At 71.4% G+C, this 18571-nt stretch carries 20 protein-coding genes; 4 read left to right on the top strand and 16 right to left on the bottom strand.

What is annotated here, in order from left to right; translation table 11 throughout:
- Window positions 1–58: 58 nt before the first annotated feature.
- On the top strand, window positions 59–613 hold the full coding sequence (locus N553_RS0114715; protein ID WP_028047164.1) for an NUDIX hydrolase family protein: 555 nt from the start codon (window positions 59–61) through the stop codon (window positions 611–613).
- A gap of 12 nt (window positions 614–625) precedes the next feature.
- Here the strand turns inward: N553_RS0114715 and N553_RS22895 are convergent, their stop codons facing one another.
- The 7 genes from N553_RS22895 to clpS form a co-directional block, all read right to left on the bottom strand.
- On the bottom strand, window positions 626–2227 hold the full coding sequence (locus N553_RS22895; RefSeq protein ID WP_051640225.1) for an ABC-F family ATP-binding cassette domain-containing protein: 1602 nt from the start codon (window positions 2225–2227) through the stop codon (window positions 626–628).
- Window positions 2228–2398: 171 nt separating this feature from the next.
- Entirely contained in the window at window positions 2399–3016 is a 618-nt protein-coding gene (gene rdgB, locus N553_RS0114725) for an RdgB/HAM1 family non-canonical purine NTP pyrophosphatase (protein WP_028047165.1), read from the bottom strand.
- Window positions 3013–3807: a ribonuclease PH gene (rph, locus tag N553_RS0114730; protein WP_028047166.1), complete on the bottom strand. Its 795-nt coding sequence runs from the start codon at window positions 3805–3807 to the stop codon at window positions 3013–3015. The genes rdgB and rph overlap by 4 nt, the downstream gene beginning before the upstream one ends.
- A gap of 60 nt (window positions 3808–3867) precedes the next feature.
- Window positions 3868–4647, bottom strand: a complete 780-nt coding sequence (locus N553_RS0114735) for an MBL fold metallo-hydrolase (RefSeq protein ID WP_028047167.1) — start codon at window positions 4645–4647, stop codon at window positions 3868–3870.
- Complete coding sequence (gene murI, locus N553_RS0114740; RefSeq protein WP_028047168.1) at window positions 4644–5459, bottom strand: glutamate racemase; 816 nt, start codon at window positions 5457–5459, stop codon at window positions 4644–4646. Before murI ends, N553_RS0114735 begins: the two co-directional genes overlap by 4 nt.
- Window positions 5460–5469: 10 nt before the next feature.
- The gene (locus N553_RS22900) at window positions 5470–6156 is read right to left on the bottom strand and encodes a DUF2017 domain-containing protein (RefSeq protein ID WP_081844620.1); all 687 of its coding nucleotides are present in this window, start codon (window positions 6154–6156) and stop codon (window positions 5470–5472) included.
- Entirely contained in the window at window positions 6156–6449 is a 294-nt protein-coding gene (gene clpS / locus N553_RS0114750) for an ATP-dependent Clp protease adapter ClpS (RefSeq protein WP_028047169.1), read from the bottom strand. Before clpS ends, N553_RS22900 begins: the two co-directional genes overlap by 1 nt.
- Window positions 6450–6496: 47 nt before the next feature.
- Between clpS and N553_RS0114755 the strand changes: the two genes are divergently transcribed.
- A complete protein-coding gene (locus tag N553_RS0114755; RefSeq protein WP_028047170.1) occupies window positions 6497–7861 on the top strand; it encodes a nicotinate phosphoribosyltransferase in 1365 nt (454 codons plus the stop codon).
- A 55-nt stretch (window positions 7862–7916) separates the two neighbouring features.
- Here the strand turns inward: N553_RS0114755 and N553_RS25420 are convergent, their stop codons facing one another.
- The 3 genes from N553_RS25420 to N553_RS25125 all read right to left on the bottom strand — a co-directional run bounded on the left by N553_RS25420 (window position 7917) and on the right by N553_RS25125 (window position 10569).
- A complete protein-coding gene (locus N553_RS25420; protein WP_197030091.1) occupies window positions 7917–8069 on the bottom strand; it encodes a hypothetical protein in 153 nt (50 codons plus the stop codon).
- 251 nt (window positions 8070–8320) lie between these two features.
- Window positions 8321–10138, bottom strand: a complete 1818-nt coding sequence (locus N553_RS0114765) for a DEAD/DEAH box helicase (RefSeq protein WP_028047171.1) — start codon at window positions 10136–10138, stop codon at window positions 8321–8323.
- The gene (locus tag N553_RS25125; protein ID WP_051640196.1) at window positions 10135–10569 is read right to left on the bottom strand and encodes a DUF3039 domain-containing protein; all 435 of its coding nucleotides are present in this window, start codon (window positions 10567–10569) and stop codon (window positions 10135–10137) included. Before N553_RS25125 ends, N553_RS0114765 begins: the two co-directional genes overlap by 4 nt.
- Window positions 10570–10688: 119 nt before the next feature.
- On the opposite strand from N553_RS25125, the gene N553_RS25925 reads away from it, so the two are divergent.
- The gene (locus N553_RS25925; RefSeq protein WP_081844621.1) at window positions 10689–11147 is read left to right on the top strand and encodes a PadR family transcriptional regulator; all 459 of its coding nucleotides are present in this window, start codon (window positions 10689–10691) and stop codon (window positions 11145–11147) included.
- Window positions 11144–11944: a hypothetical protein gene (locus tag N553_RS0114780; protein ID WP_028047172.1), complete on the top strand. Its 801-nt coding sequence runs from the start codon at window positions 11144–11146 to the stop codon at window positions 11942–11944. The genes N553_RS25925 and N553_RS0114780 overlap by 4 nt, the downstream gene beginning before the upstream one ends.
- 21 nt (window positions 11945–11965) lie before the next feature.
- Here the strand turns inward: N553_RS0114780 and nagB are convergent, their stop codons facing one another.
- From nagB to N553_RS0114810, 6 genes are all read right to left on the bottom strand, one after another.
- Complete coding sequence (nagB, locus tag N553_RS0114785; protein WP_028047173.1) at window positions 11966–12748, bottom strand: glucosamine-6-phosphate deaminase; 783 nt, start codon at window positions 12746–12748, stop codon at window positions 11966–11968.
- The gene (locus N553_RS0114790) at window positions 12748–13746 is read right to left on the bottom strand and encodes an ROK family protein (protein WP_231505286.1); all 999 of its coding nucleotides are present in this window, start codon (window positions 13744–13746) and stop codon (window positions 12748–12750) included. The genes nagB and N553_RS0114790 overlap by 1 nt, the downstream gene beginning before the upstream one ends.
- 1 nt (window position 13747) lies before the next feature.
- Window positions 13748–14683: a carbohydrate ABC transporter permease gene (locus N553_RS0114795; RefSeq protein WP_028047175.1), complete on the bottom strand. Its 936-nt coding sequence runs from the start codon at window positions 14681–14683 to the stop codon at window positions 13748–13750.
- Window positions 14680–15621: a carbohydrate ABC transporter permease gene (locus N553_RS0114800; protein WP_028047176.1), complete on the bottom strand. Its 942-nt coding sequence runs from the start codon at window positions 15619–15621 to the stop codon at window positions 14680–14682. The genes N553_RS0114795 and N553_RS0114800 overlap by 4 nt, the downstream gene beginning before the upstream one ends.
- 229 nt (window positions 15622–15850) lie before the next feature.
- A complete protein-coding gene (locus N553_RS0114805) occupies window positions 15851–17185 on the bottom strand; it encodes an extracellular solute-binding protein (protein WP_028047177.1) in 1335 nt (444 codons plus the stop codon).
- An 86-nt stretch (window positions 17186–17271) separates the two neighbouring features.
- On the bottom strand, window positions 17272–18447 hold the full coding sequence (locus N553_RS0114810; protein ID WP_028047178.1) for an ROK family transcriptional regulator: 1176 nt from the start codon (window positions 18445–18447) through the stop codon (window positions 17272–17274).
- Window positions 18448–18571: the final 124 nt, after the last annotated feature.

Below are 18571 nucleotides of genomic sequence, written 5' to 3' on the forward strand. Positions count from 1 at the left end.
AGGTGCCCGCGCAGCGCGCCGACCCCCGGCGCGGGGTCCAGGCGGGTAGACATTGGGGGTGACTGCTTCCGCCGAGTTCCCCCGGGGACCCGAACGTCCCTCCGGCTGGCTGAGCGCCGACGACATCACGCGCGTCCGCACCCAGCTGCCGATCCTGTACATCGACGCGGTCCCCGTGCGGGTGGACGACTCCGGGGACGTCGTCGCCGTGGGTCTGCTCCTGCGGGTGACCTCCGAGGGTGTGATGTCTCGGGCCCTGGTGTCCGGCCGCGTGATGTACCACGAGCGCGTGCGTGACGCCCTGGTCCGGCACATCGAGAAGGACCTGGGGCCCGTCGCCCTTCCGCAGATCCCGGCGTCGCCGCAGCCGTTCACGATCGCGGAGTACCTTCCGACGCCCGGCGTCACGCCGTACCACGACCCCCGGCAGCACGCCGTCTCGCTGGCGTACATCGTGCCGGTGCTCGGCGACTGCCGGCCGCAGCAGGATGCGATCGACCTCGCGTGGATGACGCCCGAGGAGGCGTGCGCCGAGCAGATCCAGGTCGAGATGAACGGCGGCCAGGGCGTCCTGCTCCGGCAGGCCATGGCCCACGTCGGCCGCTTCCGCTGAGTCGCTCGTCCGTCAGCCCAACGTGAGCTCGGGCCAGTCGGACAGGTCCGCGCGCATCCGGCGGTCGTGCGTCGCGACGACGACCGCGGCGGACGTGACTCGCAGTGCCGCCGTCAGCTCGTCGACCAGCCCGACAGAGAGGTGGTTGGTCGGCTCGTCGAGGATCAGCACGTGCGGTGCGGCCAGCACCGCGCACGCGAGGTCGAACCGGCGTCGCTGACCGACCGACAGCTCTCGCAGCGGCCGGTCCAGGTCGTCCTCCGTCAGCAGACCCTGGCCGGCGACGGGGACCAGGCGCGTCGGATCGAGCACGCCCGCCTCCAGCAGGGTCAGGGCGTGCCGGGCGTAGGCCTCGAACCCGGTGAGCTCCTCGGGTGGACCCGCAACGTAGGCCCTCTGCGCCGCGGCCGTGGCGTGCTCGGTCGGACCTTCTTGCGCCAGGACACCGAGCCGAACACCGGGCGCGACGCTGCGGACGCCCCGGTCGAGCTCCAGGGTCCCGGCCAGGGCTGCGAGCAGCGTCGACTTGCCCGAGCCGTTCGGACCCGTGACCAGGAGCCGCCCGCACGCCGGCACCTCGATCCGTACGCCGGGGAGGTCGAGCCGAGCACCGACGCGTGGCGCACGCACCTCCAGCAACGGGCCCGGCCGCGGTTCGGGCGGCAGCGACGGCAGGTCCGGGAAGGTCAGCGCGAGCGGCGGAGCCGGAACCTGGACGGCCTCCGCCTCGAGCTTCTGGATCAGCCTGTCGGCAGCCTTGACGTGGCCGCGGGCCCGGGTCGCACGACGGTGGGTCTGCGAGCCCTTGGGCGGTCGCCACTCGTCGGACAGGTTCTCGTAGGTCGAGTCCAGCCGGTCGGCCAGTGCGAGCGCACGCTTGCGCTCCGCTCGGTACCGGCTGCGCCAGCGCCGCAGCATCTGGCTCTTCAGGAACCGGTAGTCCGAGTACCGCGTGGCCCCGTAGAGCGCCGGCCGCCCGTCCATCGACGGGTCGAGGTCCAGGATCGCCGTCATCACGTCGTCCAGGAGGCGCCGGTCATGGGTGACGATGACGATGGCGCCGGGCCAGTCGCGCAGCCGGGCGGTGAGGTAGTCGATGCCCGCCGCGTCCAGATGGTTCGTGGGCTCGTCGAGCAGCAGCACGTCTGCGCGTTCACCGATCCGGCACGCCAACCGGACGCGATAGCGCTCCCCCACGCTCAGCTCGTCGAGCAGCAGGCCGGGGTCGCGGGGCGCACCGAACCGGGTCAGGGCCTCGTCCACGCGGCGGTCGGCGTCCCAGCCGGCCAGGTGCTCGTACCGGGCGACCGCGGCGGTGAGCCGTCCGAGATCGCCCCGCTCGTGGTCGAACGTGCTGATCGCGGACTCGAGCTCGTCGGACACGGCCCGAACGCCCGCCAACGCCTCGGCGACGAAGGTGCCCACCGTGGCACCGGGCTCGACGGTCAGCTCCTGGTCCACGACGGCGACCGTGCCGACCCTGCGCACACGTCCGGCCTGCGGCTGCAACGACCCGGCGAGCACGCGCAGCAGGGTCGTCTTGCCCGCACCGTTCTCACCGACCACCCCGACCCGGTCGCCGGCGCTGACCACCAGGTCGACCGCGTCGAGCACGGCATGCCCGGGGTAGCCGTACGTGACCGCCTCGGCGACGAGCTGGGTCGCACCCGCCGGCTCGAACGCGCCACCCGTCCACCCTCCGAGGCCACCTGGCGACGCGGCGGCTGTCGAGGCCTCGGCGTCCTCAGGCACGGGCCCGGTTCCCTCCGGGCACTGCCGGCGCGCTCATCCGCCGAGTACGCGGACGAGGGTGGGCACCAGCGCGCGGAACGCCGTCCCACGGTGGCTGATCGCGTTCTTCTCCTGCGGCGTGAGCTCCGCACACGTCCTGGACTCCCCCGTCGGGACGAGGATCGGGTCGTACCCGAACCCGTGGGTGCCACGCGGAACGGTCTCCAGGGCGCCCTCGAGTGTGCCGGTCTCGACGTGCTCGAACCCGTCGGGGGTGACCAGCGCTGCCGCGCACACGAAGCGCGCACCGCGATGCTCGGGCGCGATGTCCGCGAGCTGCGCGAGCAGGAGGTCGAGGTTGGCCCGGTCGTCACCGTGGCGACCGGCCCAGCGCGCCGAGAAGATCCCCGGCGAGCCACCGAGCACGTCGACGCTGAGCCCGGAGTCGTCGGCCACCGCCGGCAGACCCGTGAACTGCGCGAGCGCGCGCGCCTTGATCAGGGCGTTCTCCGCGAACGTGAGACCGTCCTCGACCGGTTCGGGAGCTCCGACGTCACGCGCACCCACCACGGAGGCGGGGTCGAGCGCGGGCAGCACCGGCGCGAGGATCGCCCGGAGCTCGCCGACCTTGTGCTCGTTGTGCGTCGCGAGGACGAGCCGCACCTCGCTCATCGGGTCGCGCGGGTGGCCGAGCCGTCCCCGGGTGCCTCGGCGAGGGCGGCAACCTGCAGCGCGGTCAGCTGGCCGGCGCCGGCGACCGCGAGGTCGAGCAGCGCGTCCAGCTCGGCGCGGTCGAACGGAGCGTGCTCGGCGGTGCCCTGCACCTCGACGAACGTGCCCGAGCCCGTGACGACGACGTTCATGTCGGTCTCCGCGCGGACGTCCTCGACGTACGGGAGGTCCAGAACCGGCAGACCGTCGACGATCCCGACGCTCACCGCGGCGACCGAGTCACGAAGCACGACCTTGTTCTTCGGGATGTGGCCCTGGGCGACCGCCCACGCGACGGCATCGGCGAGAGCGACGTAGGCGCCGGTGATCGAGGCGGTGCGCGTGCCGCCGTCCGCCTGGAGCACGTCGCAGTCGAGCACGATCGTGTTCTCACCCAGAGCCGACACGTCGATGACCGCGCGCAGCGAGCGCCCGATCAGGCGGGAGATCTCGTGCGTGCGGCCCCCGATGCGTCCCTTGACCGACTCGCGGTCCGACCGGCTGGACGTGGCGCGCGGGAGCATCGAGTACTCGGCCGTGACCCACCCCTCGCCCGAGCCCTTCTTCCAGCGCGGCACACCCGGCGTGAAGGACGCGACGCACAGGACCTTGGTGCCACCGAACTCGACGAGCACGCTGCCCTCGCCGGCCTCCAGGAAGCCGCGGGTCAAGGTCACCGGGCGGAGCTGGTCGGGGGCGCGACCGTCGGCGCGGACACCGGGCACGGTCGAGGCGGAGGTCGCAGAAGTCATGCGGACGAGCCTAACCGCGACCGCCCACGGCCCGTGCCGAGCTTCCGCGTGGCCCGGGCGTCAGAGGACGTGCACCTGACCTGGTTCGGCCAGCGTGATCGGGCCGTCGTACACGGCACGCGCCTCCGCCGCAGCGACCCCCGGATCGTTCCAGGACGGGATGTGGGTGAGCACGACGTGCCGTGCCCGTCCACGCGCTGCGGCCTCACCGGCCCGACGTCCCGTGAGGTGGATGCCACGCAGCTCGTCGTCGCGCCCCTCGACGTAGGCCGACTCGACGAGAAGCAGGTCGACGTCCGTGGCCAGTGCGTCGAGACCGGGGCACTCGTCGGTGTCCCCGCTGTAGGACAGCGTCACCGCCGACGACGGGTCCAGGTCGCTCGGACCCGAGACGCGGATGCCGTACGCGGGCATCGGGTGGTCGACGGGCACCGGCGTCAGCGTGAGCGGCCCGACGACGACCGCGGAACCGTCGGACCACTCGGTCACCACGAGCTGCTCGCTCGCGTGGTCCGAGCCGCTCAGCTCGACGAGACGGTCCGCCGTCCCCACGGGACCGAACACCGGCACCGGCGGCAGCGCGCCCGACGGGTCGTACCTGCGCAGCACGTGGAGCACCGCGAGGTCGGCCACGTGGTCGGCGTGCAGGTGGGACAGGCCGATCGCGTCGAGCTGCCTCGCGTCGCCGTACCTCTGGAGCGCGCCGAGGGCACCGTTGCCCAGGTCGAGCACGACCGACCACGTCCGCCCGGCGGCGTCCTCGGCCTGCACCAGGTAGCTCGACGCAGCCGAGTCGGCACTGGGGAACGAGCCCGCGCACCCGAGGACGGTCAACCTCATCGCAGTGCCCCACGCGACTCGACGGCCTCGACCTCGGGACCCAGGAACCGTCGAGCAAGGGACTGGAACGCGGCGGGGTCACCCGTGGCGAGGAACCGGTGGCTCGGCGGACCGGCGTCGGGCGCGCGCTCCAGGTCGTGCGCGACGAGCGTGCGGTAGACGTCCTTGGCGGTCTCCTCGGCGCTGGACACCAGCGTGACGTCCTCACCCATGACGTAGGAGATGGCGCCGGTGAGCAGCGGGTAGTGCGTGCAGCCGAGCACCAGGGTGTCGACGCCGACCTCCCGCACCGGGTCCAGGTACTCGTGCGCGAGCGCGAGGACCTCCGGGCCGGAGGTGATGCCCGCCTCGACGAGCTCGACGAACCGCGGGCAGGCCTGCGTGGTCAGGTCGACGCCCGGTGCCACCGCGAACGCGTCGTCGTAGGACTTCGACTCGACCGTGGACTTCGTCGCGATGACCCCGATGCGACCCGATCGGGTGGCCGCGACGGCACGGCGGGCCGCGGGCAGGATCACCTCGACGACCGGGATGCCACGGCGCAGGGTGTACCGCTCGCGAGCGTCGCGCAGCATGGCGGACGACGCCGTGTTGCACGCGATGACGAGCAGCTTCACACCCGCGTCGACCAGGTCGTCCATCACCTCGAGGGCGTGGGCACGGACGGCGGCCAACGGCTTGCTGCCGTACGGCGTGTTGAGGGTGTCGCCGATGTAGATCGTGGACTCGTGAGGCAGCTGGTCCAGGATCGACCGCGCCACGGTCAGCCCACCGACACCGGAGTCGAAGATCCCGAGGGGGGCGTCGTTCACGGTGCCGAGCCTAACTGCTCGTCGGGTGCTCTCCGGCCGGGGGTCGGCCCCGCGGGGTGTCGCGTGCACCACCGGGGGCCCGCAGGTCCGTGAGCAGCGCCTCGACGAGCGACTCCTGCAACCAGCTCAGTGCGCCGTAGACGGCAACCAGGTACCGCCGGGTCGCGGGGTCGAGCTCCACGCCGACGTCGTCGTCCAGGTCGGCCGCGGGCGACGTGAGCAGCTGGTCGTACAGACGCTCCGCCTGACCGTCGGTCCGGATCTCGAGGCGTTCGGCGAGCACCAGCCGCAGGTCGGTCAGCGCGGCAGCGACATCCTTGGCATCCACGGGGTCGATCGCGAACACGTCGGGACGGTGGCCGTCGGACGGCGTCGTGAGCGCGGTCCACAAGCGGACGAGCCGCGCGACCTTGCCCGCGCGGATGTCGTCCTCGGTCAGCCGGCGGAACTCGGCAGAGACCTCCGGGTCGTCGCGGGACGCATCGGGCAGCAGGCGTCGGACGGCGGGGTCGCTCGGGGGCGCGACCGGTTCGAGCTGCAGCCTCGGTGAGCCGTCACCCGCAGAGACGGCCCCCTCGTCGATCCTGCCCGCGCCCAGCAGCTCGGCGACGTCGGCCACGAGTGCCGCGATCACGCCGCGCTCGTCCTCGTCGAGGCGTGCGACGTACATCCCGCGCCGCCGCTTGAACGCCCGCATCACTGCCCGCTTCGTTGCAGCGTCGCCCAGAGGCCGAACCCGTGCATCGCCTGCACATCGACCTCCATCGCCTCCAGCGACCCGGTGGACACCACGGCACGGCCCTGCTCGTGGACCTGCCGCATGAGCTTCTCGGCCTTCTGCTTCGGGAAGCCGAAGTAGGACTCGAACACGTACGTCACGTAGCTCATGAGGTTGACGGGGTCGTTCCAGACGATCGTCACCCACGGGTCGGCGACCGCCGTCTCCTCCTGCGCCTCGACTCTCTGGTCGGGAAGGGTCTCCACAGGCACAGGCCAACTGTAGGTGCGAGTCGAGGCGCGGGTGCTTACCTTGACGCATGACGTCGACCACGGGCCCGGTGCACCGCACCAGCTCGCGCAGCACAGCGCTGCTCACCGACCGCTACGAGCTCACGATGCTGCAGGCCGCGCTGGCCGACGGGACAGCGGATCGGCGCTGCGTGTTCGAGGTGTTCACCCGTCGCCTGCCGCCGGGGCGCCGGTACGCCGTGCTGGCAGGCACCGGACGCGTGCTGGAGGCGATCGAGCAGTTCCGGTTCGGCACGTCCGAGCTCGACTTCCTCGCCGACGAGCGCGTCGTCGACGACCGGACCCTGGAGTACCTGGCCGGCTACCGGTTCGGCGGGTCGATGGTCGGGTACGCCGAGGGTGAGACGTTCTTCCCGTCGTCGCCGGTCATGGTCGTGGAGGGGACGTTCGCCGAGGCCGTCGTCCTCGAGACGCTCGTGCTCTCGATCCTCAACTTCGACTCGGCGGTCGCGTCGGCCGCCTCACGGATGACCAGCGCGGCCGTCGACCGGCCCGTCCTCGAGATGGGCTCGAGGCGCGCTCACGAGGAGGCCGGGGTCGCCGCGAGCCGCGCGGCCGTCGTCGCCGGCTTCGCGGGCACGTCCAACCTGGAGGCGGGACGGCGGTACGGGTTGGCGACGATCGGGACGGCCGCCCACGCGTTCACGCTCCTGCACGACGACGAACCCGCCGCGTTCGCGTCCCAGGTCGCGGCCATGGGTGTCGGGACGACGTTGCTGGTCGACACGTACGACGTGCGGCGCGGGGTGGAGAACGCCCTCGCCGTGGCGGGCACGGCCCTGGGTGCGGTACGTCTCGACTCGGGTGACCTCGGAGTGCTCGCGGAGGAGGTCCGCCAGCAGCTCGACGCCGCCGGGGCGCGGGACACCAAGATCATCGTGACGTCAGACCTGGACGAGTACGCGATCGCTGCGCTCGCCGCCGCGCCTGTCGACAGCTACGGCGTGGGGACGTCCGTGGTCACGGGCTCCGGGGCGCCGACCTGCGGCATGGTCTACAAGCTCGTCGCCCGTGAGGGTGCGGACGGCTCACTCGAACCGGTGGCGAAGTCGTCGCACGCGAAGATCAGCGTGGGGGGCCGCAAGGCGGCCGCACGACGGCTCGATGCTGAGGGACGCGCGTCGCAGGAGGTCCTGCTCACGGGCTCGGACCGCGATGTCCGAGGATGGGGGTCCGACGACCCGACGTTGCGGGCGCTGCACGTACCTCTGGTCGTGGACGGGGTCCCGGACCGGGCGTGGATGGGTTCGGACGGCGTTGCTGCCGCCGTGGGTCGGCACCGGGCTTCGAGGGACGAGCTGCCGCGGGGGGCGAGGCGCTTGTCCGCAGACGAAGCCGCGGTGCCGACGGTCACGATGGGGATCGAGGGTTGAGGCAGGCTTTCCGACCCGCGCGGGGGCTGGGGTCGTCGGCCGCCGTTCGGGCTGGTTAGACGCGGCGTCCGCGTCCGACGAGTCCGAGGATCAGGCTGACGACGAGGACGGCGATGCCGATCCAGATGAGCCAGTGCGCGGCGGTGACGGCTACACCGAGGACGAGCAGGACGACACCGACGATGATGAGCAGGAGCCAGCTAGGCATGGTTGACCCTTTCGTTCTGACCGCCGATCCGGGGTGCGCGGGGGTGCCCGGGCCGTTCGGCGACGAGAAGGAACGCTGCCAGGGTCGGGCCGCGTCGGCGCGTTGAACGCCAAGTTGCGCGCTGCGCACCCGCTGCTATGGGACCGCGCGTCTCGGCTCCGGGACACGCACCTGACCTGCGGTTTTACCGCTTCTTGACCCGGGTCCACAATATGAGACGGTCCTTGCGGAATCGTCCCCCGAAGGGGTGCCTACTTCTTTCCGACGAACCAGCCGCGCACCATCGCGACCCGGGCGGTCAGCTGATCAGGGTCCGCCAGAGCCACCTCGGGTCCCCCGCAGCGGCGCCGCAGCTCGTTGTGCACCGACCCGTGCGGCTGCCCGCTCTTGCGCGCCCACGCGCCGACGAGCTGCGAGAGCTCCTTGCGCAGCTCGGCCTGCCTGCGGTGGTCCATCGGCGGCACTTCCTCGACCGGCGCACGCTTGCGGCCGCTGAGCTGGTCGGCCTGGCGCTGACGCAGCAGCACCGAGACCTGGTCGGCGTCGAGCAGGCCGGGCAGACCGAGGAAGTCGAGCTCCTCGTCCGAACCCATCTCGGCGCCCGTCCCGAACTCGCCTCCGTCGAAGAGCACACGGTCGAACGAGGCCTGCGCCTCGAGTGCCTCGAACGACCCCTGCTTGCCGTCCGGACCGAGCTCGTCCGGCCCGTTGCGCTCCGAGTTCGCGGCCGCCAGCAGGGCGTCCTCAGGGTTGAACCCCTCGCCCATCTCCTCAGCCGTCTTGGGACGGTCCAGAGCGTGGTCGCGCTCGAGCTCGAGGGTGTTGGCCAGGGCCAGGAGCTGCGGCACGCTCGGCAGGAACACCGAGGCCGTCTCCCCACGACGCCGCGCTCGCACGAACCGGCCGACGGCCTGCGCGAAGAACAGCGGTGTCGCGGTGCTCGTCGCGTACACGCCCACCGCGAGCCGTGGGACGTCGACGCCCTCGGAGACCATCCGGACGGCGACCATCCAGCGCGAGGTGCCCGCCGAGAACTCATCGATCCGGTCGCTCGCGCCGTCGTCGTCGGAGAGCACGACCGTGGGTGACGTGCCGGTGAGCCGCGCGAGGTGGCCCGCGTAGGCGCGTGCGTCCGTCTGGTCGGTCGCGATGACCATCGCTCCCGCGTCCGGCACGGTGCGCCGGACCTCGGTCAGCCGGCGGTCCGCGGCCGCGAGCACGCTCGGGATCCACTCACCGTTCGGGTCGAGCGCCGTCCGCCACGCCTGCGCGGTGATGTCCTTGGTGAGCGGCTCCCCGAGCCGGGCGCTCATCTCGTCGCCGGCCTTGGTGCGCCAGCGCATGGACCCGCTGTAGGACAGGAAGATCACCGGCCGGACGACGTGGTCGCGCAGCGCGTCGCCGTACCCGTACACGTAGTCGGCGACGCTTCGCCGGATGCCGTCGCCGCCGCGGTCGTACCGCACGAACGGGATCGCCGCGGTGTCGGAGCGGAACGGCGTGCCGGTCAGCGCCAGCCTGCGCGTCGCACCCTCGAACGCCTCCCGGACCGCGTCGCCCCAGCTCAGCGCATCACCGCCGTGGTGCACCTCGTCCAGGATGACGAGCGTGGGAGCCGCGGCCGTGCGGGCTGCGTGCAGCGCGGGCTTGCTGGCCACCTGGGCGTACGTCACGGCGACACCGTCGAACCCGTGCCCGTGCCGACCCTGGGCGTTGCTGAAGTTCGGGTCCAGCGTGATGCCGACCCGCGCGGCCGCGTCCGCCCACTGCCGCTTGAGGTGCTCGGTCGGCGCGACGACCGTGACCCGCCGGACCACCCGTGCCTCGAGCAGCTCGGTGGCGATCCGGAGCGCGAACGTGGTCTTGCCGGCCCCCGGTGTAGCGACCGCGAGGAAGTCCCGCGGGTTGGCCACGCGGTACTGCTCGATCGCCTCCGCCTGCCAGGCGCGCAGCTTGTTCGCCGTGCCCCACGGCGCGCGGCTGGGGAACGCCGGCGGCAGGTGTGACGCAGCAGAGGATGACGCGTGGTGAGTGGACGGGACGACCGACGGACGCGGGGCCGCGGTCACGAGCCGCCGTTGGTCGTGCCGTGGGTTCCGGTGTACGAGGCGTCGCCGCCAGAACCGGAGCCGCCAGAACCGCCGGACGGGTTGCGACCGAAGCCCCACTTACGGCCGCCGGACGAGCCGCCCTCGCCGCCCTTGTCGCCGTCCTGCGGCTCACGCAGGCCCTCGTAGATCTCCTTGCACACCGGGCACACGGGGAACTTGTTCGGGTCGCGACCCGGGACCCAGACCTTGCCGCACAGGGCGATCACGGGCTTGCCGCTGACCGCCGACTCGGTGATCTTCTCCTTGCGCACGTAGTGCGCGAACCGCTCGTGGTCCCCCGGCTCGACCTGCTCGCGAGTCTCCTCGCGCTCCAGCACGCTGGTGGACGTGCCCTGGTCCGGTCCGGACGGGTCGTCAGGCGCGGACGGCATCGGGAACGGCTCACTCATGGCGTCGAGTGTACGTGTCAGGTCCGACGCCAGACGGCTCCGGCACCCGGCACGGCGGGGGCGCGACGGTTCGGCGCACTAGGTCGACAGACATACTAGTTAGCCCTACTGTCTAGTCCATGGATGCAGCACCCTGGCCGACCGAGTGGCTCCGCGGCGTGCTCGACGTGTGCGTGCTGGCGGTGCTCGACGAGGGGCCGACCTACGGGTACGCCATCAGCGCGCGCCTCACCGAGCTCGGGCTCGGCGCGATCAAGGGCGGGACGCTGTACCCCCTGCTGTCGCGGCTCGAGCAGGCGGATCTGGTCTCCACCGAGTGGCGGCCCGGCGTGGGCGGACCGGGTCGCAAGTACTTCGCTCTGACGACGACGGGGCACGACGAGCTACGCCGGCTCCGGCCCGCCTGGGCCGCCTTCACGCACGTCACGGCGCAGATCGTCGGAGATCACAGCACGCAGTCGAACGTGCAGCGGGCGGCCAGGCACGCACCGGGTGAACCTGGCCCGGACCGTGCCGCGACCCCCGCCGCCCCGACTGCCGCCGCCCGGCCCGGCACCACCACGAGGAGCTCCCGATGACCCGCGACCACCACACTCCCGACGTGCGTCCGCTCGTCCCCGCACCGTGGCTCGACGCCTTCGTGGTCGCTCTGCGGATGCGTGACGTGAGCGGCCGCCGCATCGGCGAGGCCATCGCCGAGGTCGAGCAGTTCTGCGCCGACTCGGGCACCGCCGCAGAGGAGGCCTTCGGTGCACCGGCCGAGTACGCAGCCCACCTGACGGAGGCGACCGGTGACCCGACCAGCTCCTCGTCGGACGTGCGAACCGCCCTCTCCCGTGGCGCCGCCCTTCTCGGGTTCGTGCTCGTGATCGCGGCCCTGCCGGCCGCGATCGACGGTGCGGCGACGGTGTCGATCACCCTCGGCTGGTTCCTCGCGGTACCTGGGGTCCTGGCGGGCTCCGTGCTGGTTCTGCGGGTCGCCGCGGGTGATGTCGTCCATGCCGCGCAGGACGACGCTGCCGGGGCTCGTCGGCGTCGATGGAGGGCGTGGGCCGTCACGGCACTGACGTTCGTGGCGCTCACCGCGCTCGTGCTCGTGCTCACGCAGCCCGTCGCCGAGATCCCGACGTGGCTGGCGCTCGCGGTCGGAGCCGTCCTGCTGATCGGTGACGCCATCGTCGGGACGCTGCACGTGCGTCGAGCGCCGGCCGCGGACCTCGTCGTCGATCCCCGGATCGCGCACGACGACCAGGTCGCCGACATGGAACGGCGACGACGCACTGCGCTCCGGTTCGAGATCCTGACTGCCTGGATCATGCCGCTGTTCGCGGTCGTCGGATCCGTGCTGCTGGTCGGTCTCAGCGCGCTGGGCTGAGACCGACCGAGCCGGACGGGCTCAGAGCCCCTGCCAGCCGGGCTTCGACAGGTACGTCTCGCGGTAGTAGTCGGCCAGCTGCAGGCGGCTCGCGGCGGCATCGTCGACCAGGACGGTCACGTGGGGGTGGTGCTGCAGGATCGTGGCAGGCCACATCGCGCTGACCGGACCCTCGACGAGCTGGTGCACCGCCTCGGCCTTGCCCTTGCCGGTGGCGAGCAGGACGAGGTGGCGGGCCGACATGATCGTCGCGAGCCCCTGCGTGAGGCAGTGCGCGGGCACCTTGTCGACGTCTCCGCCGAAGAAGCGCGCGTTGTCCTCGCGCGTCTGGCGGGTCAGGGTCTTGATCCGGGTGCGCGAGGCGAGCGACGACCCGGGCTCGTTGAACGCGACGTGCCCGTCCGTGCCGATCCCGAGGAGCTGGATGTCGACCCCGCCGACCTCGGCGATCGCCTCTTCGTAGGCGCGGCAGGCGAGCACCAGGTCGTCCGCGAGTCCGTCGGGACCTTGTACGGCGCCTTCCGCGAAGTCGACGCGGGACGCGATCTCCTTCTCGATGACGTTCCGGTACCGCTCCGGATGGCCCTCGTCGAGCCCGACGTACTCGTCGAGCATGAACGCCCGGGCCCGCGCGAACGACAGGCCCCCGTCCGCGTACCGGCGCGCGAGCTCGTCGTACACCGCCAGCGGGCTCGACCCTGTGGCGAGACCGAGCACCGCGTCGGGCTGTGCCCGCAGCAGCTGCTCGATCGCGTCCGCGGCGAGACGTCCCAGCTCCGCGCCCGGGCCGATGACGACCTCCATCAGAAATACTCCCCTCGTCCAAGCAGTGCGGCACCGACGGCGCCGACGGGCACGTCCGCAGGGGCCAGGCTCACTCGCGCAGCCAGACCCATCGACGCCAGGAACGGCGACGACTGCGCCTGCCGCTCGAGCTCGCCGCGCACGGCGCGCAGCAAGGGCTGGCCCAGCGCGCTGACACCGCCACCGATCACGACCAGGTCGACGTCGGCGGTGAGCACAAGTATGCGGACCGCCGAGGCGACCGCCCACGCGAACCGGTCGCGGACCTCGACAGCCTCCGGGTCGCCGTCGGCGGCCGCCGCGAAGAGCTCGGCCGGCGCGGGACGTCCGAACCTGCTGGGCCACGCGATGTCGAGCGCGGACCCGGAGGCGTACTGCTCGAGGCACCCGAGCTGACCGCACTTGCAGGGCAGACCGCCGGGGACCAGCGTCAGGTGACCGATCTCGCCGGCGCCACCGTGCGCACCGCGCCGGAGCCGCCCCTCGAGCAGAAGGCCGGCGGCCAGGCCCGTGCCTAGCGCGAGGAACGCGACGTCGTGCACCTCCGGCTCGTCGGCCGCCTGCGTGCCGTCCACCGTGTGCGCGGCACCGACGACCGCGACCGTGAGGTCGTTCTCGACCCGGACGTGCACCCCCAGACGCTCCGCGACGAGCGACGCGAGCGGGGTGCTCTGTTCGATGCCCAGGTTGACGGCGTGCTCCACGAGCCCGTTCTCGGCGTCGACGACACCCGGCAGCCCGATGCCCACGCCGGCGAGCTCAGGCACAGGCACGCCGACGCGAGCGGCAAGGTCCTCGACCACGGCGACGACGACGTCGACCAGAGCGGACGCACCCGTGGCCGTCGCCAGCCGGACCTGGTGACGCACGACCCCGTCGCCGTCCACCGCGACGCCCAGCACCTTGGTGCCACCGATGTCGAGGCCGACGGACCAGGGGCGCGGCCCGCCCTCCGACGCGGGCCGCGGGGGCGGCGTCGGGATCCCCTGCTCGCTCACGTCAGCCCTTCACCGCTCCGGCCACGAGCCCGGACGTCATCTTGTTCTGGACGAACAGGAAGAAGATGATCACGGGCACCGCGATCAGGGCCGAACCGGCCATGACGACACCCCAGTCGGTGGCTCGGTTCGACTCGACGAGGCCCTGCAGCCACAGCGGCAGCGTGTGCTTGGTCGGGTCGGTCATGACCACGAGCGCGAGGGTGTACTCGTTCCAGGCCTGCAGGAAGCCGTACACGCCTGCGGCGACCAGGCCGGGAGCCAGCAGCGGGAAGGTGATCCGGAAGAACGCCTTGGTGCGCGACAGGCCGTCGACCATCGCGGCTTCCTCGAGCTCGATCGGCACGCCGGCCACGAAGCCACGCAGCATCCAGATGGTGAACGGCAGGACGGCGGCCGTGTAGACCAGGGCGAGCCCCATGGCCGTGTTGACCAGGTTCCAGCCGTCGAGCATCCGGTACTGGGAGATGAACAGCCCTTCGGCGGGAATCATCTGGACCACGAGGATCGTCAGGATGAACGCCTTGCGGCCGCGGAACCGGAACCGGCTGACCGCGAGCGCCGCGAGGAACGCGAAGATCAGCGCGGCGAACAGCACGATGACCACGACGACGAGGGAGATCCTCATCGCGTCCCAGAACGTCGGGTTGTTCCAGACCTGACGGAAGTTGGAGATCGTGCCGTCGATCGGGAAGAACGTCGGCTTCGCCGTCTGCAGCTTGTTGACCGGCAGGAACGCGCTGTTGAGCATCCAGTAGATCGGGAAGACCCACACGATCGCCAGGACGACGGCGACGGTGCTCAGGACGCGACGGCCGGTGCGTGACTGGGCCCGTCCGGACTCGTCGGTCTTGACCTTGGCCTTGCGTCGCACGACGGCGACCGCGGGCGTGTCCTGCGGTGCCGGGGCGGGAGCCGGTGTGGCGACGGCGCTCACAGCTCGTCCTCCTTCAGCATCTGCCGGACGTAGAAGCCGGTCATGCCCAGGGTGATGACCAGCATGATCGTGGCGAGCGCACCCGCCTTGGAGTACTCCCCGCCATACGAGTAGATGAGCGTGCCGAGCAGGTTCGTCTCACGCGTCGGCGCACCGGCGCGTTGCAGCACGTAGATCTGGGTGAACACCTTCATGTCCCAGATCACCTGCAGCAGCGCGACGATCCCCAGCACGGGCCGGATCATCGGGATCGTGATGTTCCAGAAGCGCTGCCGCTGCGAGGCGCCGTCCAGCTGAGCGGCCTCCATGGTCTCCTCGGGGACCTGCAGCAGTCCCGCGTAGATAGAGAACGCGACGAAGGGCACGGACATCCAGACGACGATGACGGTCGCGACGAAGTAGAAGGACAGCGGCTCGATGATCCAGGAGTGGCCCGCCATGTTCTCGGCGCCGAAGACGTTGGCCAGGACCCAGTTGACGACTCCGTACTGGGAGTCGAAGAGCCACTGCCAGACCGTCATCGACGCCAGGACGGGGGTGCCCCAGGCCAGCAGGAGGGAGACCATCAGGGTCATGCGCGCCGCCTTGCTGATGCGCTGCATGAGGACCGCGAACGCGATGCCGATGGCCATCGTGACGGCTGCGTTCACGAGGCAGAAGGCGATCGAGCGGGCGATGACCGTCCACACGTACGGGTCGGACAGGAGCTCCTGGTAGTTCTTCAGCCCGACCCACTCGGCCGGGGCCCCGAACTGCTGCTTGAGCCCGTACTCCTGGAAGGAGGTGATGAACTGGCGGATCAGGGGGTAGCCGGTTGCGACACCGATCAGGATGCTGGCCGGGATCAGCAGCCCGTAGATACCGAGCTTGCGACGCCGACGGTGTGGGAACACAGGCGACGTGTCGCCGTGCTCGACCACGGGGGCAGTGGCTGCCATGGTGCGAACTCCTGTCTGGTGGCACGGTCGGGCTGCCTGCGTCGGCAGGCCGACCGCACCTGGATCAGGTGGCCGCCGTGGGTGGGGTGCACGGGACGACGACCTGGTGATCAGTACAGCAGTGATGTGCGCTGTTCGTCAGTGGTCGGCCGTGTCGGACATCGTCCGACCGGCTCCGGGGCCCGGCCGGCCCTCTCTGCTCCGGAGCAGCGAGGGCCGGCCGAGGCGATCAGTTGAGCGCGGCCTCGATCTGCTTGTCCGCCTCGGCGGCTGCAGTCTTGACGTCGGCGCCCGTGGCGAGCTGCTGGAAGAAGTCCTCGAGGATGCGGTCGCCCTCGACCTTGGCCCAGTTCTCGGCGGCCGGCGTGAGCTTGGCTGCGAGCGCCGCGGAGACGGCGGCCTTGGCGTAGACGTCGTCACCCATCGAGGAGGCGTACTCGGTGTTGCCCGGGATGAGCCCGTTCTCACCGAGCATGTTCTGGAACTTCTCCGTGAACATGATCTTCAGCAGGCTCTTGGCGAGCTCCGGGTGCTTCGACTTCGCCGCGACGGCGATGTTCGAGCCGCCCGCGAAGCCGTTCGCGTACGTTCCGGCCTCGATGCCCGGGAGCGGGAAGACGCCGGTGTGCTCCTCGTTGCAGGTCTGCTGCTCGGTGCGCAGGGCCTTCGCGGCGTCGGACTCGTCGTCCTTGGCCACGGCCTTGTTGCACGCGGGGAGGTCGATGCTCCACCGGGCCCAGGTGGGCGCGGAGAACATGGCGGCCTGGCCGTTGTTGAACGGGACCCACGGCTCGTTGGAGTCGCTGTCGGCCGGAGCCTTGGTCGCCGTCTTGAACAGCTCCTGGACCTGCTCGAGACCCTTGATGGAGTCGGCGTCGGAGAGCGCACCCTTCCAGGTGTCGCCGTCCTTGACCGCGAAGTTGCCACCGTTGGTGTAGAGCCACGCGGCGCCGTTGTACCAGTCCTGACCCGGCAGCCAGAAGCCGGAGCCCGCGGGGTTCGCGGCCTGGAGCGCCTGGGCGGCCGTGGTGAACTCGGCAAGGGTGCTGGGAACCTCGACGCCCGCCGCGGCGAACGCGTCCTTGTTGTAGAACACGGCACGCGCACCGGAGTAGTACGGAGCGGCGTAGAACTTGTCGTCGGCGCTACCGGCGTCGACGAAGCCGGGGAGCAGCTTGTCGCCGCCCAGCTCGTCGTACATGTCGGTGATGTCGGCGAAAGCGCCGGCGTACGTGAAGGTCGGCGACTGCGTGTTGCCGATCTCGACGACGTCCGGGGTCTGGTCGGCCGACGAGAGCGCGGTCTGCAGGCGCGGGACCAGACCGTTCCAGTCCTGCTCCTCGATGACGAGCTTCGAGCCCGGGTTCTCGGCCTCGAACGTCGTCGTGAGGTAGTCGCGCAGCTCCTGCGGGGTGTCGGTCCCGTTGAGCCACAGCTTGATCGTGGCGGCCTCCGGGGCCGCTGCCGACTCGGACGAGGTGTCCGAAGCGTCGTCGCTGTTGCCGCAGGCGGCGAGAGCGAGCGTCGCCGCCACGCCGACGGCCGCGAAACGTAGGATCTTCACGTTGGGGTTCCTCCCGTGAGCGAGACGATCGCCGAGCGGCGTCGCCAGGGGTTTCTTCCGACCTGCAGTGGGCCGGCTGGAGGTCGTCACGAGACCCCCAGCTGGCCCGACAGGACGAGGACTGCCGCACCAGCGAGAGCCCCGTCCTCGTCGAGCGATCCCATCCGCATCGCCAGGCCGTCTCCGATGACGGGCATGGTCCGTGCGCGGACGGTGGTGAGCGCCGCATCCCGCAGAGGTCCGTCCAACAGCTCCGGCGGACCGGAGAGCAGGACCTCGGCGAGGTCGAGGGCGCTGACGACGGGTGCCAGGGCGATGCCCAGCAGCCGTCCGACCGACGCCAGTGCGGCGTCGGACTCTTCTGGGGTGAGGCCCGCGGTGCGGCGGCGCAGGGCCGGCACGCTCAGCACGGTCTCGAGGCAGCCGGCGCGGCCGCAGGCGCAGTCCAGCGGGGGCTCGTCGCGCAGGTCGCCGTCCACGACGGTGACGTGGCCGATCTCCCCTGCAGCGTGGTGCCGACCGCGCACGAGGGCACCGTCGACGACGATGCCGGCACCGACACCCTGCCCGACCGTGATCACCATGCACCCCGACCCTGCGGCCGAGCCGTAGGTGAACTCGCCCAGGGCGCGCGTGTTGGCGTCGTTGGCGACGTGCACGGGGACGCCGAGACGCTCGGTCAGGTGGGCCGCCAGCGGCATGTCGTACCAGCCGCGGTTCGGGGCCTGCACGACGTTGCCGGCGAGGTCGATGACGCCCGGGGAGGCGATGCCGACGCCGATGACCGGGCGTGTGGCAGCCTCGAGCAGGTCGCGGCAGAGCGTCTCGAGCAGCTCGACCGCCGACTCCCCCGTGCGGCCCTCGATCGCCTCGGAACGCCGGACGACCACGTCGCCGACGAGGGTCAGAACCGCGCCGAGGAGTCGAGAGTCGTCCGTGAGGTCGACCGCGACGATCTGGAACGCCTCGGTGCGCATCCCGACCATGGTGGCGGGCTTGCCGACCTTGCCGTCGACCCGGACGCCGAGCTCCTCGACGAGGGCTTCGGCGATCAGGTCGGCCACCAGGCCGGAGACCGTGACCCGCGTGAGGCCGGTGCTGCGGGCGATGTCGGCGCGAGACGCGGGGCCGATGTGGAACAGGTGAGCGAGGACGAGCGACCGGTTGTGCGCGCGTGCGTGCTCGGGGAGCACCTTGCCGGTGGGGCGCAGGGCCCGACCGACTCCCCGGGCTGCCGCGGGCGGCCGCGTCGTCGCTGTCATGTTTGTTAGTAGACCTTCCTTACTAATCAGTGTCAACCCTCTCGCGTGACCGTGATCACATCGTGACAAGACGTTCACACGAGCGTTTCATGGGATGACTTCCCGTTAACGCTCGGCCTCCCGG

This window comes from Cellulomonas sp. URHE0023, assembly GCF_000688475.1.
In the GTDB taxonomy this organism is placed as follows: domain Bacteria; phylum Actinomycetota; class Actinomycetes; order Actinomycetales; family Cellulomonadaceae; genus Cellulomonas.

Coding starts and splice junctions, on each gene's coding strand:
- rdgB (WP_028047165.1), bottom strand. CDS start 3,016: ATGAGCGAGGTGCGGCTCGTCCTCGCGACGCACAACGAGCACAAGGTC.
- rph (WP_028047166.1), bottom strand. CDS start 3,807: ATGACTTCTGCGACCTCCGCCTCGACCGTGCCCGGTGTCCGCGCCGAC.
- N553_RS0114735 (WP_028047167.1), bottom strand. CDS start 4,647: ATGAGGTTGACCGTCCTCGGGTGCGCGGGCTCGTTCCCCAGTGCCGAC.
- N553_RS22900 (WP_081844620.1), bottom strand. CDS start 6,156: ATGCGGGCGTTCAAGCGGCGGCGCGGGATGTACGTCGCACGCCTCGAC.
- N553_RS0114755 (WP_028047170.1), top strand. CDS start 6,497: ATGACGTCGACCACGGGCCCGGTGCACCGCACCAGCTCGCGCAGCACA.
- N553_RS25420 (WP_197030091.1), bottom strand. CDS start 8,069: ATGCCTAGCTGGCTCCTGCTCATCATCGTCGGTGTCGTCCTGCTCGTC.
- N553_RS25125 (WP_051640196.1), bottom strand. CDS start 10,569: ATGAGTGAGCCGTTCCCGATGCCGTCCGCGCCTGACGACCCGTCCGGA.
- N553_RS25925 (WP_081844621.1), top strand. CDS start 10,689: ATGGATGCAGCACCCTGGCCGACCGAGTGGCTCCGCGGCGTGCTCGAC.
- N553_RS0114780 (WP_028047172.1), top strand. CDS start 11,144: ATGACCCGCGACCACCACACTCCCGACGTGCGTCCGCTCGTCCCCGCA.
- nagB (WP_028047173.1), bottom strand. CDS start 12,748: ATGGAGGTCGTCATCGGCCCGGGCGCGGAGCTGGGACGTCTCGCCGCG.
- N553_RS0114800 (WP_028047176.1), bottom strand. CDS start 15,621: ATGGCAGCCACTGCCCCCGTGGTCGAGCACGGCGACACGTCGCCTGTG.
- N553_RS0114810 (WP_028047178.1), bottom strand. CDS start 18,447: ATGACAGCGACGACGCGGCCGCCCGCGGCAGCCCGGGGAGTCGGTCGG.